Origin of the sequence: Mycobacterium sp. 852013-51886_SCH5428379, from assembly GCF_001665575.1 — a bacterium.
In the GTDB taxonomy this organism is placed as follows: domain Bacteria; phylum Actinomycetota; class Actinomycetes; order Mycobacteriales; family Mycobacteriaceae; genus Mycobacterium.
In genome coordinates, this window is sequence record NZ_LZSU01000017.1 from 125,165 (window position 1) to 142,886 (window position 17,722).

The 17,722-nt window shown below is 68.3% G+C and carries 16 protein-coding genes; 11 read left to right on the top strand and 5 right to left on the bottom strand.

The window, feature by feature from the left end; genetic code table 11:
- Positions 1 to 5 precede the first annotated feature (5 nt).
- A complete protein-coding gene (locus tag A5757_RS05955; RefSeq protein WP_066830389.1) occupies positions 6 to 971 on the bottom strand; it encodes a DoxX family protein in 966 nt (321 codons plus the stop codon).
- Between the two features lie 96 nt (positions 972 to 1,067).
- Between A5757_RS05955 and A5757_RS05960 the strand changes: the two genes are divergently transcribed.
- Together A5757_RS05960 and A5757_RS05965 are read left to right on the top strand one after the other, a co-directional pair.
- A complete protein-coding gene (locus tag A5757_RS05960; protein WP_066830049.1) occupies positions 1,068 to 2,465 on the top strand; it encodes a xylulokinase in 1,398 nt (465 codons plus the stop codon).
- Positions 2,466 to 2,501: 36 nt separating this feature from the next.
- On the top strand, positions 2,502 to 3,716 hold the full coding sequence (locus A5757_RS05965; RefSeq protein WP_066830050.1) for an acyl-CoA dehydrogenase family protein: 1,215 nt from the start codon (positions 2,502 to 2,504) through the stop codon (positions 3,714 to 3,716).
- A 14-nt stretch (positions 3,717 to 3,730) separates the two neighbouring features.
- Here the strand turns inward: A5757_RS05965 and A5757_RS05970 are convergent, their stop codons facing one another.
- Positions 3,731 to 4,147, bottom strand: a complete 417-nt coding sequence (locus A5757_RS05970) for a hypothetical protein (protein ID WP_066830052.1) — start codon at positions 4,145 to 4,147, stop codon at positions 3,731 to 3,733.
- A 90-nt stretch (positions 4,148 to 4,237) separates the two neighbouring features.
- Positions 4,238 to 4,867: a flavodoxin family protein gene (locus A5757_RS05975; RefSeq protein ID WP_066830053.1), complete on the bottom strand. Its 630-nt coding sequence runs from the start codon at positions 4,865 to 4,867 to the stop codon at positions 4,238 to 4,240.
- An 88-nt stretch (positions 4,868 to 4,955) separates the two neighbouring features.
- On the opposite strand from A5757_RS05975, the gene A5757_RS05980 reads away from it, so the two are divergent.
- Complete coding sequence (locus A5757_RS05980) at positions 4,956 to 5,768, top strand: acyl-CoA thioesterase domain-containing protein (RefSeq protein WP_066830056.1); 813 nt, start codon at positions 4,956 to 4,958, stop codon at positions 5,766 to 5,768.
- A 29-nt stretch (positions 5,769 to 5,797) separates the two neighbouring features.
- On the top strand, positions 5,798 to 7,279 hold the full coding sequence (locus tag A5757_RS05985; RefSeq protein WP_066830059.1) for an FGGY-family carbohydrate kinase: 1,482 nt from the start codon (positions 5,798 to 5,800) through the stop codon (positions 7,277 to 7,279).
- On the opposite strand, the gene A5757_RS05990 is transcribed toward A5757_RS05985, so the two are convergent.
- Positions 7,276 to 8,319 carry a sugar-binding transcriptional regulator gene (locus A5757_RS05990; RefSeq protein WP_066830062.1) on the bottom strand — a complete coding sequence of 348 codons (1,044 nt, stop codon included), beginning with the start codon at positions 8,317 to 8,319 and terminating at the stop codon, positions 7,276 to 7,278. The two genes, A5757_RS05985 and A5757_RS05990, sit on opposite strands and share 4 nt — an antisense overlap.
- 118 nt (positions 8,320 to 8,437) lie before the next feature.
- Here A5757_RS05990 and eltD point away from each other — a divergent pair, with 118 nt between their 5' ends.
- From eltD to derK, 7 genes are read left to right on the top strand one after another with little or no spacing between them, the layout of a single operon-like run.
- Positions 8,438 to 9,526: an erythritol/L-threitol dehyrogenase gene (eltD, locus tag A5757_RS05995; RefSeq protein WP_066830065.1), complete on the top strand. Its 1,089-nt coding sequence runs from the start codon at positions 8,438 to 8,440 to the stop codon at positions 9,524 to 9,526.
- Positions 9,527 to 9,540: 14 nt separating this feature from the next.
- The gene (locus A5757_RS06000; RefSeq protein WP_066830067.1) at positions 9,541 to 10,965 is read left to right on the top strand and encodes an ABC transporter substrate-binding protein; all 1,425 of its coding nucleotides are present in this window, start codon (positions 9,541 to 9,543) and stop codon (positions 10,963 to 10,965) included.
- 13 nt (positions 10,966 to 10,978) lie between these two features.
- On the top strand, positions 10,979 to 11,935 hold the full coding sequence (locus A5757_RS06005) for a carbohydrate ABC transporter permease (RefSeq protein WP_066830069.1): 957 nt from the start codon (positions 10,979 to 10,981) through the stop codon (positions 11,933 to 11,935).
- Positions 11,936 to 11,938: 3 nt separating this feature from the next.
- On the top strand, positions 11,939 to 12,814 hold the full coding sequence (locus A5757_RS06010; protein WP_066830076.1) for a carbohydrate ABC transporter permease: 876 nt from the start codon (positions 11,939 to 11,941) through the stop codon (positions 12,812 to 12,814).
- Positions 12,814 to 13,923 (top strand): ABC transporter ATP-binding protein, encoded by a 1,110-nt coding sequence (locus A5757_RS06015; RefSeq protein ID WP_066830079.1) that lies wholly within the window; start codon positions 12,814 to 12,816, stop codon positions 13,921 to 13,923. The genes A5757_RS06010 and A5757_RS06015 overlap by 1 nt, the downstream gene beginning before the upstream one ends.
- Positions 13,920 to 15,044: an ABC transporter ATP-binding protein gene (locus A5757_RS06020; protein WP_066830082.1), complete on the top strand. Its 1,125-nt coding sequence runs from the start codon at positions 13,920 to 13,922 to the stop codon at positions 15,042 to 15,044. Before A5757_RS06015 ends, A5757_RS06020 begins: the two co-directional genes overlap by 4 nt.
- The gene (gene derK / locus A5757_RS06025; RefSeq protein ID WP_066830084.1) at positions 15,041 to 16,774 is read left to right on the top strand and encodes a D-erythrulose 4-kinase; all 1,734 of its coding nucleotides are present in this window, start codon (positions 15,041 to 15,043) and stop codon (positions 16,772 to 16,774) included. The genes A5757_RS06020 and derK overlap by 4 nt, the downstream gene beginning before the upstream one ends.
- On the opposite strand, the gene A5757_RS06030 is transcribed toward derK, so the two are convergent.
- Entirely contained in the window at positions 16,771 to 17,676 is a 906-nt protein-coding gene (locus A5757_RS06030; RefSeq protein ID WP_066830087.1) for a hypothetical protein, read from the bottom strand. The genes derK and A5757_RS06030 overlap by 4 nt on opposite strands.
- Positions 17,677 to 17,722 lie beyond the last annotated feature (46 nt).

Genomic DNA, 17,722 nt, shown 5'->3' on the forward strand with positions numbered 1-17,722 from the left:
CAACATCAGCGCAGTCGGCGGTCGGCCTGCTTCTTACCCTTCTTGGCCTGCTTCTTGGCTTCTTTGCGCGTGGTCTCGGCGAGTTCGGCGGCCCGGGCCCGGGCGATCTCGGCGAGCTCGGCGCTCCGGCGCGACGCGTTGTCGGCCAGTTCGGGGGCACGCTTCTGCGCCGCCTCGGCCAACTCGTAGCCACGCTCGCGCGCCACGTCGGCCCACACCGCGCTGCGCTTACCGGCGACGTCGGCGAGCTCCGCGCTGCGCTTACCGGCGACGTCGGCGAGCTCCGCACCGCGTTTGCCGGCGACCTCGGCGAACTCCGCACCGCGTTCTCTGGCCACCTCGGCGAGTTCGGCGCCGCGCTCGCGGGCGATCTTGGCCAGTTCCGCACCGCGCTTGCCGGCGATGCTCGCGATCTCCTGACCGCGTTCGGCGCCGACATGCAGACCGTGGCCCAACTTGTCGGCGAGCTCGCTGTCGGTCAGCGAGCCGCCGGCAGCCGCCCCGACGGGCAGCGCGGCCGTGACCTTGGCCGCGGCCCGGCGACCGCGCCAGCCCAGTGACGGCTTGCCCTCGGTGTCGACCGCGGCGATGATCAGGCCGCCGATCAGGCTGACGTCGGTGAGGAAGGCACGCCGCTCGTCGGCCTTGCGCTGTGGGTCCGTCTCAGACCAGAAGGTGTGTCCGCCAAGGCTTCCCGGCACGACGCTGAGAGCCAGTGCGGCCGAGGCCAGCCGGGGCAGCTTGCCGGTGGCCAACAGCAGACCGCCACCGATCTGGACCGCCGCGGTGATCTTGGCGACGGTCTCGGCATCGGTCGGGACGTTGGGGCCGACCGGTTCGGGCAGCTTGCTCAGTCCGTCCAGGGTCGGCCGGGCGGCGTCAGCAGCGGGTTTGGGGCTGCGGAGCGCCTCCACTCCACGGCCGATGAACACAGCAGACAACATGGGTCGCGCGACACGTCGGATCAACATGCTGAGCATGTTCCCCAGCCGATCGGCTCACAAACGCCTCGGATGCAGCATCGCCACGCTGGTTAGGCTGGAACTCCAGCAGATCGAGGAGGTCGCGTGGCACTGGTTGCCGGAATCGATTCGTCGACGCAGTCGTGCAAGGTGATGGTGTGTGACGCCGACACCGGCGACGTCGTGCGGTCCGCGACGGCGCCGCATCCCGACGGCACCGAAATCGCTCCGCAACAGTGGTGGGCCGCGTTGCAGGCCGCCGTCACCGCCGCGGGCGGGCTGGACGACGTCGCCGCGATCTCGGTGGGCGCCCAGCAGCACGGGATGGTGTGTCTGGACGAGCGAGGCTCCGTGGTCCGGGACGCCCTGCTCTGGAACGACACCCGCTCGGGTCCGGCCGCCGCGGACCTCGTCGACGAACTCGGCGGCCCCGAGGCGTGGGCCGACCGCATCGGCGTGGTGCCGGTCGCGTCGATCACCGCGGCGAAGCTGCGGTGGCTGGCCGACGCCGAACCTCGGCACGCCGACGCCACCGCCGCGGTGTGCCTGCCGCACGACTGGTTGACCTGGCAGCTCTCCGGCTCCACCGACATCGGCGACCTGCGCACCGACCGCAGCGACGCCAGCGGCACCGGTTACTTCTCCGCCGAGACCGGACAGTACGACCCCGAACTGCTCGAGCTCGCGATGCGCGGACGCCGTCCCGCACTGCCGACGGTCCTCGGGCCGCGCGACGACGCCGGCCGGACGTCGTCGGGTGCGGTGCTGGGCCCGGGCGCGGGCGACAACGCCGCGGCAGCGCTCGGTCTGGGCGCCGGACCGGGGGACTGCGTGGTGTCGCTGGGCACCTCCGGCGTGGTGAGTGCCGTCGGGACGACCGCACCGCACGACCCGGAGGGGCTCGTCGCGGGATTCGCCGACGCGACCGGACGCCAGCTCCCGCTCGTGTGCACCCTCAACGGCGCACCCGTGCTCGCAGCGACCGCAGGCATGCTGCGGGTGGACTTCGACGAACTCGATCGGCTCGCGTTGACCGCACCCGTCGGCGCCGGGGGACTGACCCTGGTGCCCTATTTCGACGGCGAACGTTCTCCGAACCTGCCCGCGGCCGCCGGCGCGCTGCACGGCTTGACGACGCGGAACTTCACCCAGGCCAATGTGGCGCGCGCCGCGGTGGAGGGACTGCTCGCCTCGATGGCCTTCTGTATCGACAAGATCGCCGCACAGGGCATCGCCGTGGAACGCATCATCCTCGTCGGTGGCGGAGCCCGGTCCGAAGCGGTGCGGCGCATCGCCCCGGCCGTGTGGGGGCGGCCCGTCCACGTTCCGACGCCGGCCGAGTACGTGGCGCTGGGGGCCGCGCGTCAAGCGGCGTGGGTGCTCAGCGGTCAGGACTCCGCACCGGCGTGGTCGTACGGACTGACCGCGTCCTACGAGGCGGACCCGACGCCGGAGGTTCTCGACCGGTACCTCACCGCACAGACGCTCACCCTGGGGCAGTGACGCATCACCTCCGCACGGGCATGAAACGATGACGCCATGAGCGCGTTCTCTCTCGAATTGCCCGACGACGTCGTGTCCGTTCGCGACTGGGTCCACGACTTCGCCCAGGATGTGGTGCGCCCCGCCGCCGCCGAGTGGGACGAACGCGAGGAGACCCCCTGGCCGATCATCGAGGAGGCGGCGAAAGTCGGCCTCTACACCCCCGAGCTGTTCGCCCAGATGTCCGGCGAGGAAAGCGGTTTGGGCCTGATCACGGTGTTCGAGGAATTGTTCTGGGGTGATGCCGGCATCGCGCTGTCGATCCTGGCCACCGGCCTCGCCGCCGCCGCGCTCGCCTCCAACGGCACACCGCAACAGATCGGCGACTGGCTGCCCGCGATGTTCGGCACCCCCGGCGACACCAAGGTCGCGGCGTTCTGCTCGTCGGAACCCAACGCCGGTTCTGATGTGGGCGCCGTGCGGGCCCGCGCGGTGTACGACGAGGCCGCCGACGAATGGGTGCTCAACGGGACGAAGACCTGGGCCACCAATGGAGGCATCGCGAACGTCCACGTCATCGTGGCGTCCGTGTACCCCGATCTGGGCACCCGCGGTCAGGCCAGTTTCATCATCCCGCCGGAGACCCGCGGGCTCTCGCAGGGCCAGAAGTTCAAGAAGCACGGCATCCGCGCGTCACACACCGCGGAGGTGGTACTCGACAACGTCCGCATCCCCGGCGACCTCATCCTCGGCGGCCGCGAGAAGTTCGAACAGCGGGTCGCGCGGGCGAAGGAAGGCCGGCGCACGTCGAGTCAGGCCGCCATGGCGACCTTCGAGCGCACGCGACCGTTCGTCGGCGCAATGGCACTCGGGGTGGCGCGCGCCGCCTACGAATACGCCCTCGACTACGCCTGCCAGCGGGAGCAGTTCGGCCGCAAGATCGGCGAGTTCCAGGCCGTCGCCTTCAAACTCGCCGATATGAAGGCGCGGGTCGACGCGTCCCGGATGCTGGTGTGGCGGGCGGGATGGATGCACCGCAACAACATCCCGTTCAGTTCCGCGGAAGGGTCGATGGCGAAGCTGTATGCCAGTGAAACCGCGGTCTACGTCACCGACGAGGCGATTCAGATCCTCGGCGGCAACGGGTACACCCGGGATTATCCGGTGGAGCGCATGCACCGGGACGCGAAGATCTTCACCATCTTCGAGGGCACCAGTGAGATTCAGCGCCTGGTGATCGGGCGGGCGCTGACGGGGCTACCGATTCGCTAGGCCTACCTGGCGGCTCACCGGGTGGTCTGCCGTCGAGTCGGCCGCGACTTTCGAGGTGGCGCGGCCTTTTTCGCAGGCGCACGCTTCGCAGGGCGCGCCGAGTTGTCCGACTGCTGGACCGGACGCAGCGGGGGCGGCGCCGGTTCGCCGTCGGTCCGCCTGCTCAACTGGTGGACCACCAGCGCGCCGCCACCGACTGCGAGCAGCAGCGGCCACTCCACCAGACCGGCCGCGCCGATCGCGCCGATCGTGATGGCGGCCGCCGCCGGCGATTGGCTACCTTTGCCGAGCCCGTCACGGATACCTGCTGCCGTGCCCTGCAGACCCCCAGCGATTCCGTTCACCACCGCGCCGCCCACGGCACCCGCAGCCGCCGTGGTGGCGTCTGCGGTGCGGGTGACGAGGTGGACCGCCCCATTGACGATGCTCATGGCTGCCCCCTCACGGGTCGTTCATCGTCGATATACCTCGCGTTATACACCGCGAAGGTGAACAGCCCCGGCGCTCGGGAGATCCGGCGCTCAGGAGTAGGGCGGGTACGGATGCTCCCGCAGGAGCCGGGCCAGATAGACGGCGTTGCGGGCGGCGTTCTGCGTGGTGGACGCGACGGCCTCCGGAGTCTCGTCGAGATCCTTGAAATCCCGCCCGCCCATCGCCTCGTCGTTCCAGTACGTGCAGCCCTGCGCGGCGATGGTGTAGCCGATGTCGTTGAGCGCCTGGAAGAGATCGGCCTGGATCTTGTGGGCGCCGTCCTCGTTGCCGACGACGGCGGCCATCGCCACCTTCCCGACCTGGCGGGGCCGGCCCTCGTCATCGGTCTCGGACAGTTCGGCGTCCAGCCGCTCGAGCACCCGCTGCGCGACGCTGGACATGTGGCCGACCCACGTGGGGGTGGAGACGATCAGGATGTCGGCGGCGACGATCTTCTCGAGGATCGCGGGCCACTCGTCACCCGCACCCATATCGGCCTCGGTGCCGGGGGCGACCGCGTAATCGACCACGCGGATCTCTTCACACTCGACCCCCTGGCTGCGCATGGGTTCGAAGATCTGCTCGAGGATGACGGCGCTGCTCGACGGTGCGGGGCTCTGCTTGAGTGTGCACACCAGCCCGAGGGCGCGCAGGGGCGTGTCGGTCGTTGAAGTAGTCATGCTCGGTCCGTACCCCGGCACCGCACGATGAACCACCCTCGCGGCGACCGTCCGACTCCCGTCAGAACTGCTGTGCGACGATGCCGGGATGAGCGACCGGCCCTTCCACTTCGCCCGCACCGACGACGGCGAGTTCCTGCCGACGCAGTTCGCGCAGAGCCACTGGGGGGAGGACCACCTCAACGGTCCGGCTGTCGTCGGGTTGGCGGCACGGGCCCTCGAGGAGGAGTACGGCCTCGCCGACTTCCTGCCCTCCCGGCTCACTGTGGACCTGTTCCGGGCCGCGCGCGGGGTCCGCACCACGATCAAGAGCAACCTGATCCGCGACGGACGCCGCGTGCGCAACTCCGAATGCGAACTGGTGCAGGAGGGCGTCACCGTCGCCCGCGCGACGCTGGTGCAGTACCGCCGCGCCGAACCGCCGCGCGGGCAGGAGTGGGTGCGAGACGACCGATTCGAGCCTCCGCGAGAGCTGAACTCGCCGAACGGAATCCACCTCGGTAGCGACGGAAACGGCTGGACCTCGGCGATCGTCGACCACCAGAACGCCGCGCGCAAACGCACGCTCAACCGGGTGATCGACGTCGTCGACGGTACGGACAACAGCCCGTTCGTCCGCGCGGTGATGGCGGCCGAGGGCACCAGCCTGGTCACCAATCTCGGTACCGCGGGCGTCGGCTACATCAACGGGGATCTGACCGTCGCGCTGGCCCGCCTGCCGCTCGACGAGTGGATCGGTGTGGAGGCCGATTCACACTGGGCGGCGGACGGGATCTCGGTCGGGACGGCGACGCTGTTCGACCGCGCCGGGGCGTTCGGGTCGGGGATGGTGACCGCGGTGAGCAACCCGGCCGCGCAGATCGATTTCTCCGACGATCCGTTCCCCGACAGGACCCGCTGACGCGGGCCGCCGGCACGTAGGGTTCATCCGTGGACCTGCTGCTCGGTATCGACCTCGGCACGGGGAGCTCCAAGGGGGTGCTCGTCGACGCGGCGGGCACCGTGCTCGCCTCCGAGACCGTCTCCCATGCGATGAGTCTGCCCCGACCCGGGTGGGCCGAGGTTGACGCCGACGGCCTCTGGTGGCGCGAGGTGTGTGACATAAGTTCGGCGCTGATGACGCAGGTGCCCGCCGGCGCGACCGTGGCGGGGATGTGCGTCAGCGGCGTGGGGCCGTGCCTGGTGCTGTGCGACGCCGCGCTGCGGCCCCTGCGGCCGGCGATCCTCTACGGAATCGACACCCGTTCTACCGCGGAAATCGATTCTCTGACAGCGGAATTCGGGGAGCAGGCCATACTCGAACGGGCCGGCACCCGATTGTCCAGCCAGGCCGTCGGTCCCAAACTGGAGTGGGTGCGCCGACACGAACCCGAGGTGTTCGAACGGGCCGCCGGCTGGTACGGGTCGAACTCGTACGTGGTCGCCAAACTCACCGGCGAGTACGTGCAGGATCACCACACCGCCAGTCAGTGCGATCCGCTCTACGCCACCCGTTCATTCGAGTGGAATCGCGAGTGGGCGGACCGCATCTGCGGCCACCTTCCGCTGCCGCAGCTGGTCTGGCCGAGTGAGGTCGTGGGTACGGTGACCCGCACCGCGTCCGAGCAGACCGGTGTACCGGAGGGCACACCGGTGTGCGCGGGCACCGTGGACGCGTATTCGGAGGCCTTCTCGGTCGGTGTGCGCCGGCCCGGTGACCAGATGCTGATGTACGGCTCCACCATGTTCCTGGTCCAGGTCATCGACGAGTACTACAGCGACCCGACGCTGTGGACCACCACCGGTGTCGAACGTGACACCCTCGCGCTGGCCGCCGGGACATCGACGGCAGGCAGTCTGATCCGGTGGCTGCAGGAGACCACCGGCGGCCCGTCGTTCGATGAACTGGTGGCCGAGGCACAACAGGTACCGCCGGGCAGCGAAGGCCTGCTGATGCTGCCGTATCTGGCCGGCGAGCGGACCCCGGTGTTCGATCCGCATGCCCGCGGGGTGGTGGCCGGCCTGACACTGCGCCACACCCGCGGGCATCTGTTCCGCGCGGCGTACGAGGGGATCTCGTTCGGCATCCGCGAGATCCTCGAACGGTTCGACGACGCACATTCGGGACTGCGGACCGTCGCCGTCGGCGGCGGCCTGCAGAGCCCGGTCTGGACACAGACGCTCAGCGACGTCACCGGGCGCACACAACTGGTGCCCGAGCAGGCGATCGGTGCGTGTTACGGCGACGCTCTGCTGGCCGCGATCGGCACCGGGCTCGTCGACTCCGGAACCGACTGGGCCAGGGTCGCACGGGAGATCGAACCCGACCCCCGGCACCGCGGGCTCTACGACGAGTTGTACGCCACGTGGCGTGAGCTGTACCCGGCGACGCGGACGCAGGTGCACCGCCTCGCGGCAGCCGATCCGGATTAGGTTGCCGGACCGGGCCCTTCACCGCTGTTCACGGCGTCGAGGATCGCCGCCGCCGTCGACGGGTCGGTCACGAGCTGATTGAAGTAGCCGCCACGGGCGCCCGCGATGATCGAGGCCACCTTGTCCGGCCCGACCGCGACCGCAATCGTGACCGGGATGTGGCGCAGCGCCTCGAGGCCCACCGCGATCAGACGGTCGCTGCCTTCGAATTCCACCTCATCGCCGCGGGAGTCGTAGAACCGTGAACACACATCGCCCACCGCAGCGCGCAGCGACGACGACCCCGTCGGCACGAATTGCGGGATGTCCGAGCGCATCAACGGCGGTGCGCCGACTCCCATCAGCGCGCAACGCGCGTGCGGCCACAGATGCAACACCCGCTGGATGCTCGGATCGTTGAGCAGTGACTGATAGAGGTCGGGGCCTGGCAGCGCGGGGGCGAACAGATAGTTGGGCCTGCCGTTGACGCGGTTGGCGACGCGCCGGGTGATCTCGTTGGTCTGGTACCACTCCTCGGGCTGATCGTTCCCGCCGACGGTCGGCGCCACCAGCACACCCGGTAACGGCACCAGATCGTACTGAGCGACCTCGTACACCGTGCGTCCCGACGACACCAGCAGCACGTCCCCCGGAAGCAGCCCCGCCGCGGACAGCGCACGGCCGACCACCGGCGCCAGCGCAGCACCCATCACGTCGACGATGCCGCGGCCCGGCCCGGGGTGTGGCAGCGGATGACTGAGGAACACTGTCGCCAGCGACAGCGCCCGCGCGACACGATCGGCCAGATCGCCGCTCGTGACCTCCGCGGGCGGAACCACCTCGATACGCACGATGCCGCGCCGCTTGGCCTCGGCCAGCAACCGGCTCACGGTCGCCCGGCTGGTGCCCAGCTGTGTGGCCACCTCCGCCTGGGTGGCGTCCTCGGTGTAGTACAGCTTCGCCGCCGCGTAGAGCAGCGACGCGGAGACATGCCCGGCGTCACCCTCGGGAGCAGGGTTTTCGTCACCGGCGGGAAGCGCGGACTGTGCGGACCGTGGCACCCGAGAAGTATGACACTGAACAGTTGTTGCTGCGCCGATTCTCATTGAACCGATGTTCTGGACATCTGTGCACGGCCTGGTTTAATGTGAGCCCAGCCACACTCTGAGGAGCCACCCGATGACCGATCCGATACCGGAGAAGATGCAGGCCGTCGTCTGCCACGGACCCCGCGACTACCGCCTCGAGGAGATCGCCGTACCCACCCGCGGGCCCGGGGAGGCGCTCATCCGCGTCGAGGCGGTGGGTATCTGCGCCAGCGACCTGAAGTGCTATCACGGTGCCGCGAAGTTCTGGGGCGACGAGAACCGTCCGGCCTGGGCCGAGACGATGGTCATCCCCGGCCACGAATTCGTCGGCACCGTCGTCGAACTGGACGAAGAGGCGGCGCGGCGGTGGGGGATCGAGGTGGGCGATCGGGTGGTCTCCGAGCAGATCGTCCCGTGCTGGGAGTGCCGCTTCTGCAAACGCGGCCAGTACCACATGTGCCAACCGCACGACCTCTACGGATTCAAGCGACGCACGCCCGGCGCCATGGCGAGCTACATGGTCTATCCGCGAGAGGCTCTGGTACACAAGGTGTCCCGGGACGTGGCCCCGCAGCACGCCGCATTCGCCGAGCCGCTGTCCTGTTCGCTGCACGCCGTCGAGCGCGGCCAGATCACCTTCGAGGACACCGTGGTCGTCGCGGGCTGCGGACCGATCGGTCTGGGCATGATCGCCGGAGCGCGAGCCAAGAATCCGATGCATGTGATCGCCCTGGACCTCGCCCCCGACAAGCTCGAGCTCGCCGAGAAGTGCGGGGCCGACATCACCATCAACATCGCCGAAGAGGACGCCGTCTCGATCGTGCGGGAGCTCACCGACGGCTACGGCGCCGACGTCTACCTCGAGGGCACCGGCCATACGTCCGCGGTCCCCCAGGGGCTCAACCTCCTTCGCAAACTCGGCCGCTACGTCGAGTACGGGGTCTTCGGCAGCGACGTCACCGTTGACTGGAGCATCATCAGCGATGACAAGGAACTCGACGTGCTCGGCGCCCATCTGGGCCCGTACTGCTGGCCCGCGGCGATCAAGATGATCGAGTCGGGCGTTCTGCCCCTGGACGAGATCTGTTCTCACCAACTGCCACTGACCGAGTTCCAACAGGGGCTCGATCTGGTGGCGAGTGGTCAGGAATCGGTCAAGGTCTCGCTCATTCCGGCCTGAGAGGCATCGAGTACATGAATCGCAACCCTGGGCGCCGCGTCACCGGCCCGACCCTGTCGCGGCGGAACATGTTGGCCGCCATGGGCGCTGCCGCGGCGGCACTTCCCGTGCTGTCGGCCTGCGGCGTGGGCGGTACGGCCGGCGCACCCAACGGCGCCGGCGAGGTGTCCGGCGGATTCGACTGGCGCAAGGCGGCCGGGTCGACCATCAACATCCTGCAGACGCCACACCCGTACCAGCTGTCCTATCAGCCGCTGCTCAAGGAGTTCACGGAACTCACCGGGATCAACGTCAACGTCGACCTGGTACCCGAGGCCGACTACTTCACCAAGCTCAACACCGAACTCGCAGGCGGCTCGGGAAAACACGATGCGTTCATGCTCGGCGCCTACTTCATCTGGCAGTACGGTCCGCCGGGTTGGGTCGAGGATCTGACGCCCTGGCTGCAGAACAGCTCGGCGACCCACGCGGAGTACGACTTCGAAGACATCTTCGAGGGCCTGCGCACCTCGACTCGGTGGGATTTCACGCTCGGCAATCCGCTTGGCACCGGCGGCCAGTGGGCGATCCCGTGGGGGTTCGAGAACAACGTCGTGGCCTACAACAAGCGGGTGTTCGACGAGAAGGGCATCACCAGGCTGCCCGACAACCTCGACGATTTCATCCAGCTCGCCGTGGACCTCACCGACCGTGCCAACAACCAGTACGGCATCTCGACGCGCGGATCGAAATCGTGGGCCACCATCCACCCCGGGTTCATGACGCAGTACACCCGTCAGGGCGCCGTGGACTACAGCTGGAACGGGCGCGAGCTCATCGCCGAGATGGACAGCGATCAGGCGGTCGACTTCACCGAGAAGTGGATCACCATGCAGCACGAAGCGGGCCCGACGTCGTGGACCACCTACGACTACCCGAATGCCACCGGCGACCTCGGTGACGGCAAGGCGATGATGGTGTTCGACGCCGACAGCGCCACCTATCCCAAGAACAAGCCGGGAGCCAGCCGGGAGGCCGGCAACATCGCCTGGTACGCGGGTCCGGCGGGTCCCGACGGCAACTACAAGACCAACCTGTGGACCTGGAGCTGGGCCATGAGCGCCGCCTCCCGGAACAAGCTGCCCGCCTGGCTGTTCATCCAGTGGGCCACCGGCAAGGACTCAATGAACAAGGCCGTAGAGGGCGGCACGTACGCAGACCCGGTGCGCAAATCGGTCTTCGACACCACCTTCAAGCGGGTTGCTGCCGACCAGTACGGCTACCTCGAGGCGTTCGAGACCGTGATCGGTCAATCGCGGATCCAGTTCACGCCCCAGAAGAAGTTCTTCGACACCACGCAGAACTGGGCGGTGGCCCTGCAGGACATCTACGGCGGGGACGACGCGCGTTCGCGGCTCGCCAGCCTCGCCAAGACCAACACCTCCAAGGTCAACCTCTAGGAGCCGGGATCGTATGACAACTCAGACGTCGAAGGCTCCGGCGACCTCACCGGAACAGCCTGCCGCGCAGGGCGATCGCTCGCTCCCGGAGGTGCCGACCTGGCGGCGCAGGCTGCGGCCCTACGTGCTCTCGGTGCCCGCGGTGGTCATCGTCATCGGGATCCTCTATCCGTTCGCAGTGGGCGCCTACTACGCCTTCCTCAATTACGCCGCGGTGAACCCGGATCCGCATTTCGTGTGGTTCCAGAACTTCGCCTCGGTGCTCGGCGACCAGGTGTTCTGGAAGAGCGTCCAGGTCACCGCGACGTTCGCGGTGCTCGCCACCCTCATCGAGACCGCTCTCGGCGTCGGGCTGGCACTGCTTCTCAACCGGTCGTCGATCATCGGCAAGATCTTCGAGAAGGTGCTGATCCTGCCGCTGATGATCGCCCCGGTGATCGCAGGCGTCATCTGGAAGCTGATGTTCAACCCGCAGTTCGGCATCCTCAATCACGTTCTCGGACTGGGCAACACGTTCGACTGGCTGTCCGCGGGCAACGCTCTGTTCTCGGTCATCCTGGTCGACATCTGGATCTTCACGCCGTTCGTGGCGATCCTGGTGCTCGCCGGTATCCGCTCGCTGCCCCGCGAACCGTTCGAGGCCTCCGAGGTGGACGGCGCCAACTGGTTCTACATGTTCCGCAAGCTGATGCTGCCGATGCTCTGGCCCTACATCCTGGTGGCCGTCATCTTCCGGTTCATGGACAACCTCAAGGTGTTCGACCACATCTACGTGCTCACCGCGGGCGGCCCCGGCGTCGCCACCCGGACCCTGCAGATCGGCGCGTTCGAGGACTCGATCATCAACCTCGACTACTCGCGTGGCAGCACCTACATGCTGCTGCTCTGGATCATCGTGTTCATCACCGCGCGCTATCTGGTCAGCGTGCTCGGTAAAGCGCAGCGGCGTGCTGCCGGAGCGGAGTCCTAAATCATGGCCTTCACACGAAATGAACTGCTGCCCGGCCAGAAGCGGGTGTCGATCGGCTCCGTGGCCGCCGACGTCGGTCTGGTCTTCTGGTTCGTGTTCTCTCTGTTCCCGATCTTCTGGATGCTGATGCTGGCTCTGAAGAACGCCGAACAGCAGACCACGACGTACTTCTCGTTCAGCCCCACGTGGTCCAACTTCGCGACCGTGTTGTCCGACAAGGGCACTCAGATGACGAGTGTGGACTTCAAGGCCAGCTTGCTGACCAGCCTGCTCAACTGCGGTGGCGCGGTGATCGTCTCGCTGGTCATCGGAATCCCGGCCGCCTACGCCGCGGGCCGCTGGCAGTACCGCGGTTCCAATGACCTGATGTTCACCATGCTGTCGTTCCGGTTCGCGCCGGAACTGATGGTCATCGTGCCGCTGTTCGTGATCTACAACCAGATCGGTCTGTTCGACACCAAGGTCGGCATGATCTGGGTGCTGCAGCTGGTGACGATGCCGCTGGTGGTGTGGATCCTGCGGTCTTACTTCCAGGACCTACCCGAGGATCTCGAGCAGGCCGCGCTCCTGGACGGGTACACCCGACGGCGGGCGTTCCTGATGGTGGCGTTGCCGATCGTGCGCCCCGGTATCGCCGCCGCGGCGTTGCTGGCCTTCATCTTCGCCTGGAACAACTACGTGTTCCCGCTGATCCTGGCCGATACGAACGCCGGCACGGTCACCGTCGCGATCACCAAGTTCCTCGGCGGCGGCGGGCAGGCCTATTACAACCTCACAGCCGCGGCGGCGATCATCGCGGCACTCCCGCCCCTGATCCTGGCGCTGACCATTCAGCGCTATCTGGTTCGGGGCCTGTCGTTCGGGGCGGTGAAAGCCTGATGGCCACGGTATCGATCTCCGGTCTGCACAAACAGTTCGGCAAGGTCCGAGCGGTGGACGGTCTGTCGGTCGACATCGACGACGGCGAGTTCTTCGTCATCCTCGGTCCGAGCGGCGCGGGCAAGACCACCACCCTGAAATCGGTGGCCGGTCTGGTCGACATCGATGCAGGCTCGGTGCACATCGGCGGGCGGGACGTCACTCGGGTCGAGCCGTACCACCGCAACGTCGCGATGGCGTTCGAGAGCTACGCGCTGTACCCGCAGAAGACCGTGAGCGACAACCTCGCGTCTCCGCTGAAGTCGGGCCGCACGGGCCGCTACAGCGAGGCCGAACGCACCGAACGCATCAAGCAGGTCACCACGACGCTGGGCATCGACCACCTGCTGGGCCGCTTCCCACGCGAGCTGTCCAATGGACAGCGTCAACGCGTGGCGCTGGGCCGGGTGCTGGTGCGGCCGGCCGACGTCTATCTTCTCGACGAGCCACTCAGCCACCTCGACGCCAAGCTGCGCGCGCAGATGCGGGCCGAACTCAAACAGCTTGGTGCGATGTCGAACACGACGACGATCTACGTCACCCATGACTACCAGGAGGCGCTTGCGCTCGGCGACCGGATTGCCGTACTGCAGGACGGGCGGCTGGTCCAGATCGGCACTCCCGACGAGGTGTGGCGACGCCCCGCCGACACGTTCGTCGCACGATCCCTCGGCCAGCCGGAGATCAACCTGCTCGACGGCGTGGTCGACGACGGCCGTATCCGATTCGGTGACGGCTCGCTGGATGTGGCGATCCCCGCCGACGTTGCGGTTGATCGCGGCGACCGGGTGCGGGTCGGTCTGCGGCCCAGCGACATCCACGTCGCCGGCGACCAGGAGGGGTCACTGCACGGTCGCGTCCTGCTGGCCGAGCGACTGGGCCGCAACATCGAGCTGACCGTGGAATGCGGTGGTACCCAGCTGATCGTGCTGACGTCAGGCCGGCACGGTGTGCGGGAGGGGGACACCGTCAACATGACGGTCGCCGAAGCCGACGTCCACGTCTTCAGATCGGGCGACGGCGACACCCCGCGTCTCGACGATGACAAGACCCTGGAGGCAGCACAGTGACGGCCACCGCGGAGGCGCCGACGACCACGGCCCAGAGCCTCACCCTCGACAAACTGGTCAAGACCTATGCCGCACGCGGCCGGGAGAGCGTCACCGCGGTCAAGGGCATCGATCTCGCGATCGAGCCCGGCGAACTCGTGGCGCTGCTGGGACCATCGGGCTGCGGGAAGACCACCACGCTGCGGATGATCGCCGGGCTGGAGACCGTGACGAGCGGGTCGATCAAGATCGGTGATCGCGAGATCTCCCGGCTGCCCGCCGCCAAGCGGGGGATCGGCGTCGGCTTCGAGAGCTATGCGCTGTATCCGCCGATGTCAATCCGGGAGAACCTGCTCTACGGACTGCGGGCCCGCAAGGTCAAGAACGCCGAATCGATGGTCGACGCGATCAGCCGGCGCCTGGAGATGGACGATCTGATGGGTCTGCGGCCCGCCGGGTTGTCCAGTGGCCAGAAGCAACGCGTCGCGCTGGCGCGGGCGCTGGTCCGCAACCCGCCGGTGGTGTTGCTCGACGAACCACTGAGCCACCTCGACGCGTCGGCCCGCCAGCGGGTGCGCCGCGAACTCAAGGTGCTGCAGCGCGAATTCGGCTACACCACGATCGTGGTCACCCACGACCAGGTGGAGGCGTTGTCCCTGGCGGACCGGCTCGCGGTGATGGACGCCGGCGTGGTGCAGCAGTTCGGCACGCCCGACGAGGTGTTCGACGATCCGGCGAATCTGTTTGTCGCGCAGTTCGTCGGTGAACCGCAGATCAATGTGCTGCCCGGTGTCACGAAGGTCCGCGACGGTCGCGTCCGGGTCGAGATCGGCTCGGGTGCAGGCGATCTCGATACCACCGTCGGCGATGTCGCGGACGGTACGCGGGTGTCGGTTGGGGTCCGTCCGCAGGACTGTGCGATCGGCCCCGCCGGCGCCGACGGTATCGCCGCCACCGTCGCCTATTTCGAGCATCTCCTCGAATTCGGGCTCGCCACCAGTACGGTGGCCGGCATGGAAGAGGGCATCGTGGTGCAGACTCCCGCCGCCGACCGGTACGAGGCCGAACAGCAGGTCGTGGTCACCGCCCCGCCCGAACGGGTGTATCTCTTCGACAGCGATACGGGGAACCGACTTCGATGACCAAGCTGTACAACGACCCGGCCCGCTTCACCGAGGACATGCTCGTCGGTTTCCTCGACGCCAACGCCCGCTACGTCACCGGGGTGCCTGGCGGCGTGGTGCGGGCGCACACGACGCGGCCCGGCAAGGTCGCGGTCGTGATCGGGGGCGGGTCCGGGCACTATCCGGCGTTCTGCGGCACGGTGGGCGCCGGCTTCGCCGACGGTGCGGTGGTCGGCAACATCTTCACCTCACCGTCGGCCGAGGAGGCTGCGTCGGTGGCCCGTGCTGCACATGGCGATTCCGGGGTGCTGCTCACCACCGGCAACTACGCCGGCGACGTGATGAACTTCGGCTTGGCCGTGACGCAGTTGCGCAGCGAGGGTATCGACGCGCACTACTTCGCGGTCACCGACGACGTCGCCAGCGCGCCGAAGGGCGAGGAGGCCAAACGGCGGGGTATCGCCGGCGATTTCACCGTCTTCAAGTGCGCATCCGCCGCCGCGGAGGAGGGTCTCGACCTGGCGGGCGTGGTCCGGGTGGCCGAGGCCTCGAATGCCGCCACCCGCACCCTGGGCGTCGCGTTCGACGGTTGCACGTTGCCCGGCGCCGACCACCCGCTGTTCACCGTGCCCGACGGCAAAATGGGTGTCGGACTGGGCATCCACGGTGAGCCCGGTGTCGCGGAGGAGTCCATGCCCACCGCCGCCGCCCTCGCCGCGACCCTCGTCGACGGCGTCCTCGACGACAAACCCGCCGGCACCACCTCGCAGCGCATCGCGGTCATCCTCAACGGGTTGGGCCGCACGAAATACGAGGAATTGTTCGTCGTCTGGGGTGAGGCGGCCCGACTGTTGCGCGACCGCGGTTACGAGATCGTCGAACCCGAGGTCGGTGAACTGGTCACCAGCCTGGACATGGCCGGATGTTCGCTGACGGTCATGTGGCTCGACGAGGAACTCGAACGTTATTGGCGCGCACCGGCGGACACTCCGGCCTACCGTAAGGGGGCGGCGCAGGCGTCGGGCGACAAGCGCGACGAATCCGCGACCCGGACGGTGGCCGCCGCCCCGCCGGTGCGGGATCAGGCCGACGACGCCGGCCGCGACGGCGGCAGGTTGGTCGCCGGGCTTCTCGAGGCGCTGGCGGCGATGCTCGCCGACGCCGAAGACGAACTCGGCCGCATCGACGCGGTCGCCGGCGACGGCGACCACGGCCGCGGAATGGTCAAGGGATCGGCCGCGGCCCGTGCCGCCGCGGCGGAAGCCGTCGACGACGGCGCCGGACAGGGTTCGGTGCTCACCGCCGCGGGACGCGCGTGGGCGGCCAAAGCCGGCGGCACCTCCGGCGTGTTGTGGGGCGCTCTGCTCGGAGCGCTCGGCGCCCGGTTGGGCGACACCGGCAGGCCCGATGCCGCCACCATCGCCGCGGGTCTGCGCGACGGCTACGACGCCCTGATCCAACTCGGCGGCGCTGCACCCGGCGACAAGACGATGCTCGATGCGCTGCTGCCCTTCGTCGAGCACTTCGAACGGCAGATCAGCGACGGTGAGCGGTGGCGCGAGGCGTGGGCGGCGGCGGCCGACACGGCGACCGGCGCCGCACAGGCCACCGCGGACCTGCGCCCCAAGGTCGGCCGGGCACGCCCGCTGGCCGAACGCAGCGTCGGCACCCCCGACGCCGGCGCGACGTCGCTGGCGATGTGTGCCCGCACGGTGGCCGAACAGCTGGCCGCCAAGAGCGACGGTTAGGCGCTCTCGCAGTCCCGGCCCGGCGGCGTGTAGTCGGCCAGATAGCTGGCCTTGGAACGCAGGAACGCCGGGCGGGCGGGCAGGCGCCAGTCCGGCCGCAATGCTGCCGGACCGATCGACGTCCACACCGTGGAGGCCGTTCCCTTCGTGGCCTCGATGCCGAAATCCCTGGCCAATCGGGACTGATACGGCATCCCCGGCCCCAGAAGCACGTTGCCCGAATGGTTTTCACCGGTGTCGACCTGATAGACCGTGCCGCGGAACGGGAGCGGACGCAGCTCCCGGCCGTGTTGCCGCCACCACTCCAGCGCGTAGCGATGCTCACCAAGCACGGTCTCGAACAGTTCCCCGACGGCCTCGAAGATCTCCAGTTGCGTCGCGTCGACGGTCAACGCCGCGGGCACCGGATAGGCCTCGGGCGGGACGATGAACGTGGATCCGCAGATCCGGAACAACTTCCACTTGGGCGCATAGGTGTTGCGGGCCCGCGAGTACATCCAGCCGCGCTTGACCACCCAGCCCGGCTGACCGGGGTGGTCCCGGCAAAAGCCGGCCAGATCGCGGTGCACGAAGTCGTCGGCGTCGACGAACATCACGTAATCCGGCGCGAACTCCCGCGCGGCGACGAGTCCGACGGTCGCCTTGGTGCTCTTGTCCCAGATGACCGACGGCATCCCGGTCTGCGGCCCGTTGCGCGGCGACGGCGGCGGATAGTCGACCGGAACGAAGTGGGTGCGGGCGGGCAGGGGGAACCCCGGTCTGCGGTTGCCGACGACGAGGATCACATAGTCGTCGCACACCTGCCGGGCGATGGAGGCCAACGTGCCCTGGAGCAGAGTCTCCACCCGGTCGTAGTCGGCCGAATTGTGCGGATGGCGCACCGTGGTGATGAACGCGAGCATCGTCGGCTCCTTCCCCTGGGCCCGTTCGGGAATACCGGGATCACCT

Coding starts and splice junctions, on each gene's coding strand:
- A5757_RS05955 (WP_066830389.1), bottom strand. CDS start 971: ATGTTGATCCGACGTGTCGCGCGACCCATGTTGTCTGCTGTGTTCATC.
- A5757_RS05965 (WP_066830050.1), top strand. CDS start 2,502: ATGAGCGCGTTCTCTCTCGAATTGCCCGACGACGTCGTGTCCGTTCGC.
- A5757_RS05970 (WP_066830052.1), bottom strand. CDS start 4,147: ATGAGCATCGTCAATGGGGCGGTCCACCTCGTCACCCGCACCGCAGAC.
- A5757_RS05975 (WP_066830053.1), bottom strand. CDS start 4,867: ATGACTACTTCAACGACCGACACGCCCCTGCGCGCCCTCGGGCTGGTG.
- A5757_RS05980 (WP_066830056.1), top strand. CDS start 4,956: ATGAGCGACCGGCCCTTCCACTTCGCCCGCACCGACGACGGCGAGTTC.
- eltD (WP_066830065.1), top strand. CDS start 8,438: ATGACCGATCCGATACCGGAGAAGATGCAGGCCGTCGTCTGCCACGGA.
- A5757_RS06000 (WP_066830067.1), top strand. CDS start 9,541: ATGAATCGCAACCCTGGGCGCCGCGTCACCGGCCCGACCCTGTCGCGG.
- A5757_RS06005 (WP_066830069.1), top strand. CDS start 10,979: ATGACAACTCAGACGTCGAAGGCTCCGGCGACCTCACCGGAACAGCCT.
- A5757_RS06010 (WP_066830076.1), top strand. CDS start 11,939: ATGGCCTTCACACGAAATGAACTGCTGCCCGGCCAGAAGCGGGTGTCG.
- A5757_RS06015 (WP_066830079.1), top strand. CDS start 12,814: ATGGCCACGGTATCGATCTCCGGTCTGCACAAACAGTTCGGCAAGGTC.
- derK (WP_066830084.1), top strand. CDS start 15,041: ATGACCAAGCTGTACAACGACCCGGCCCGCTTCACCGAGGACATGCTC.
- A5757_RS06030 (WP_066830087.1), bottom strand. CDS start 17,676: ATGCTCGCGTTCATCACCACGGTGCGCCATCCGCACAATTCGGCCGAC.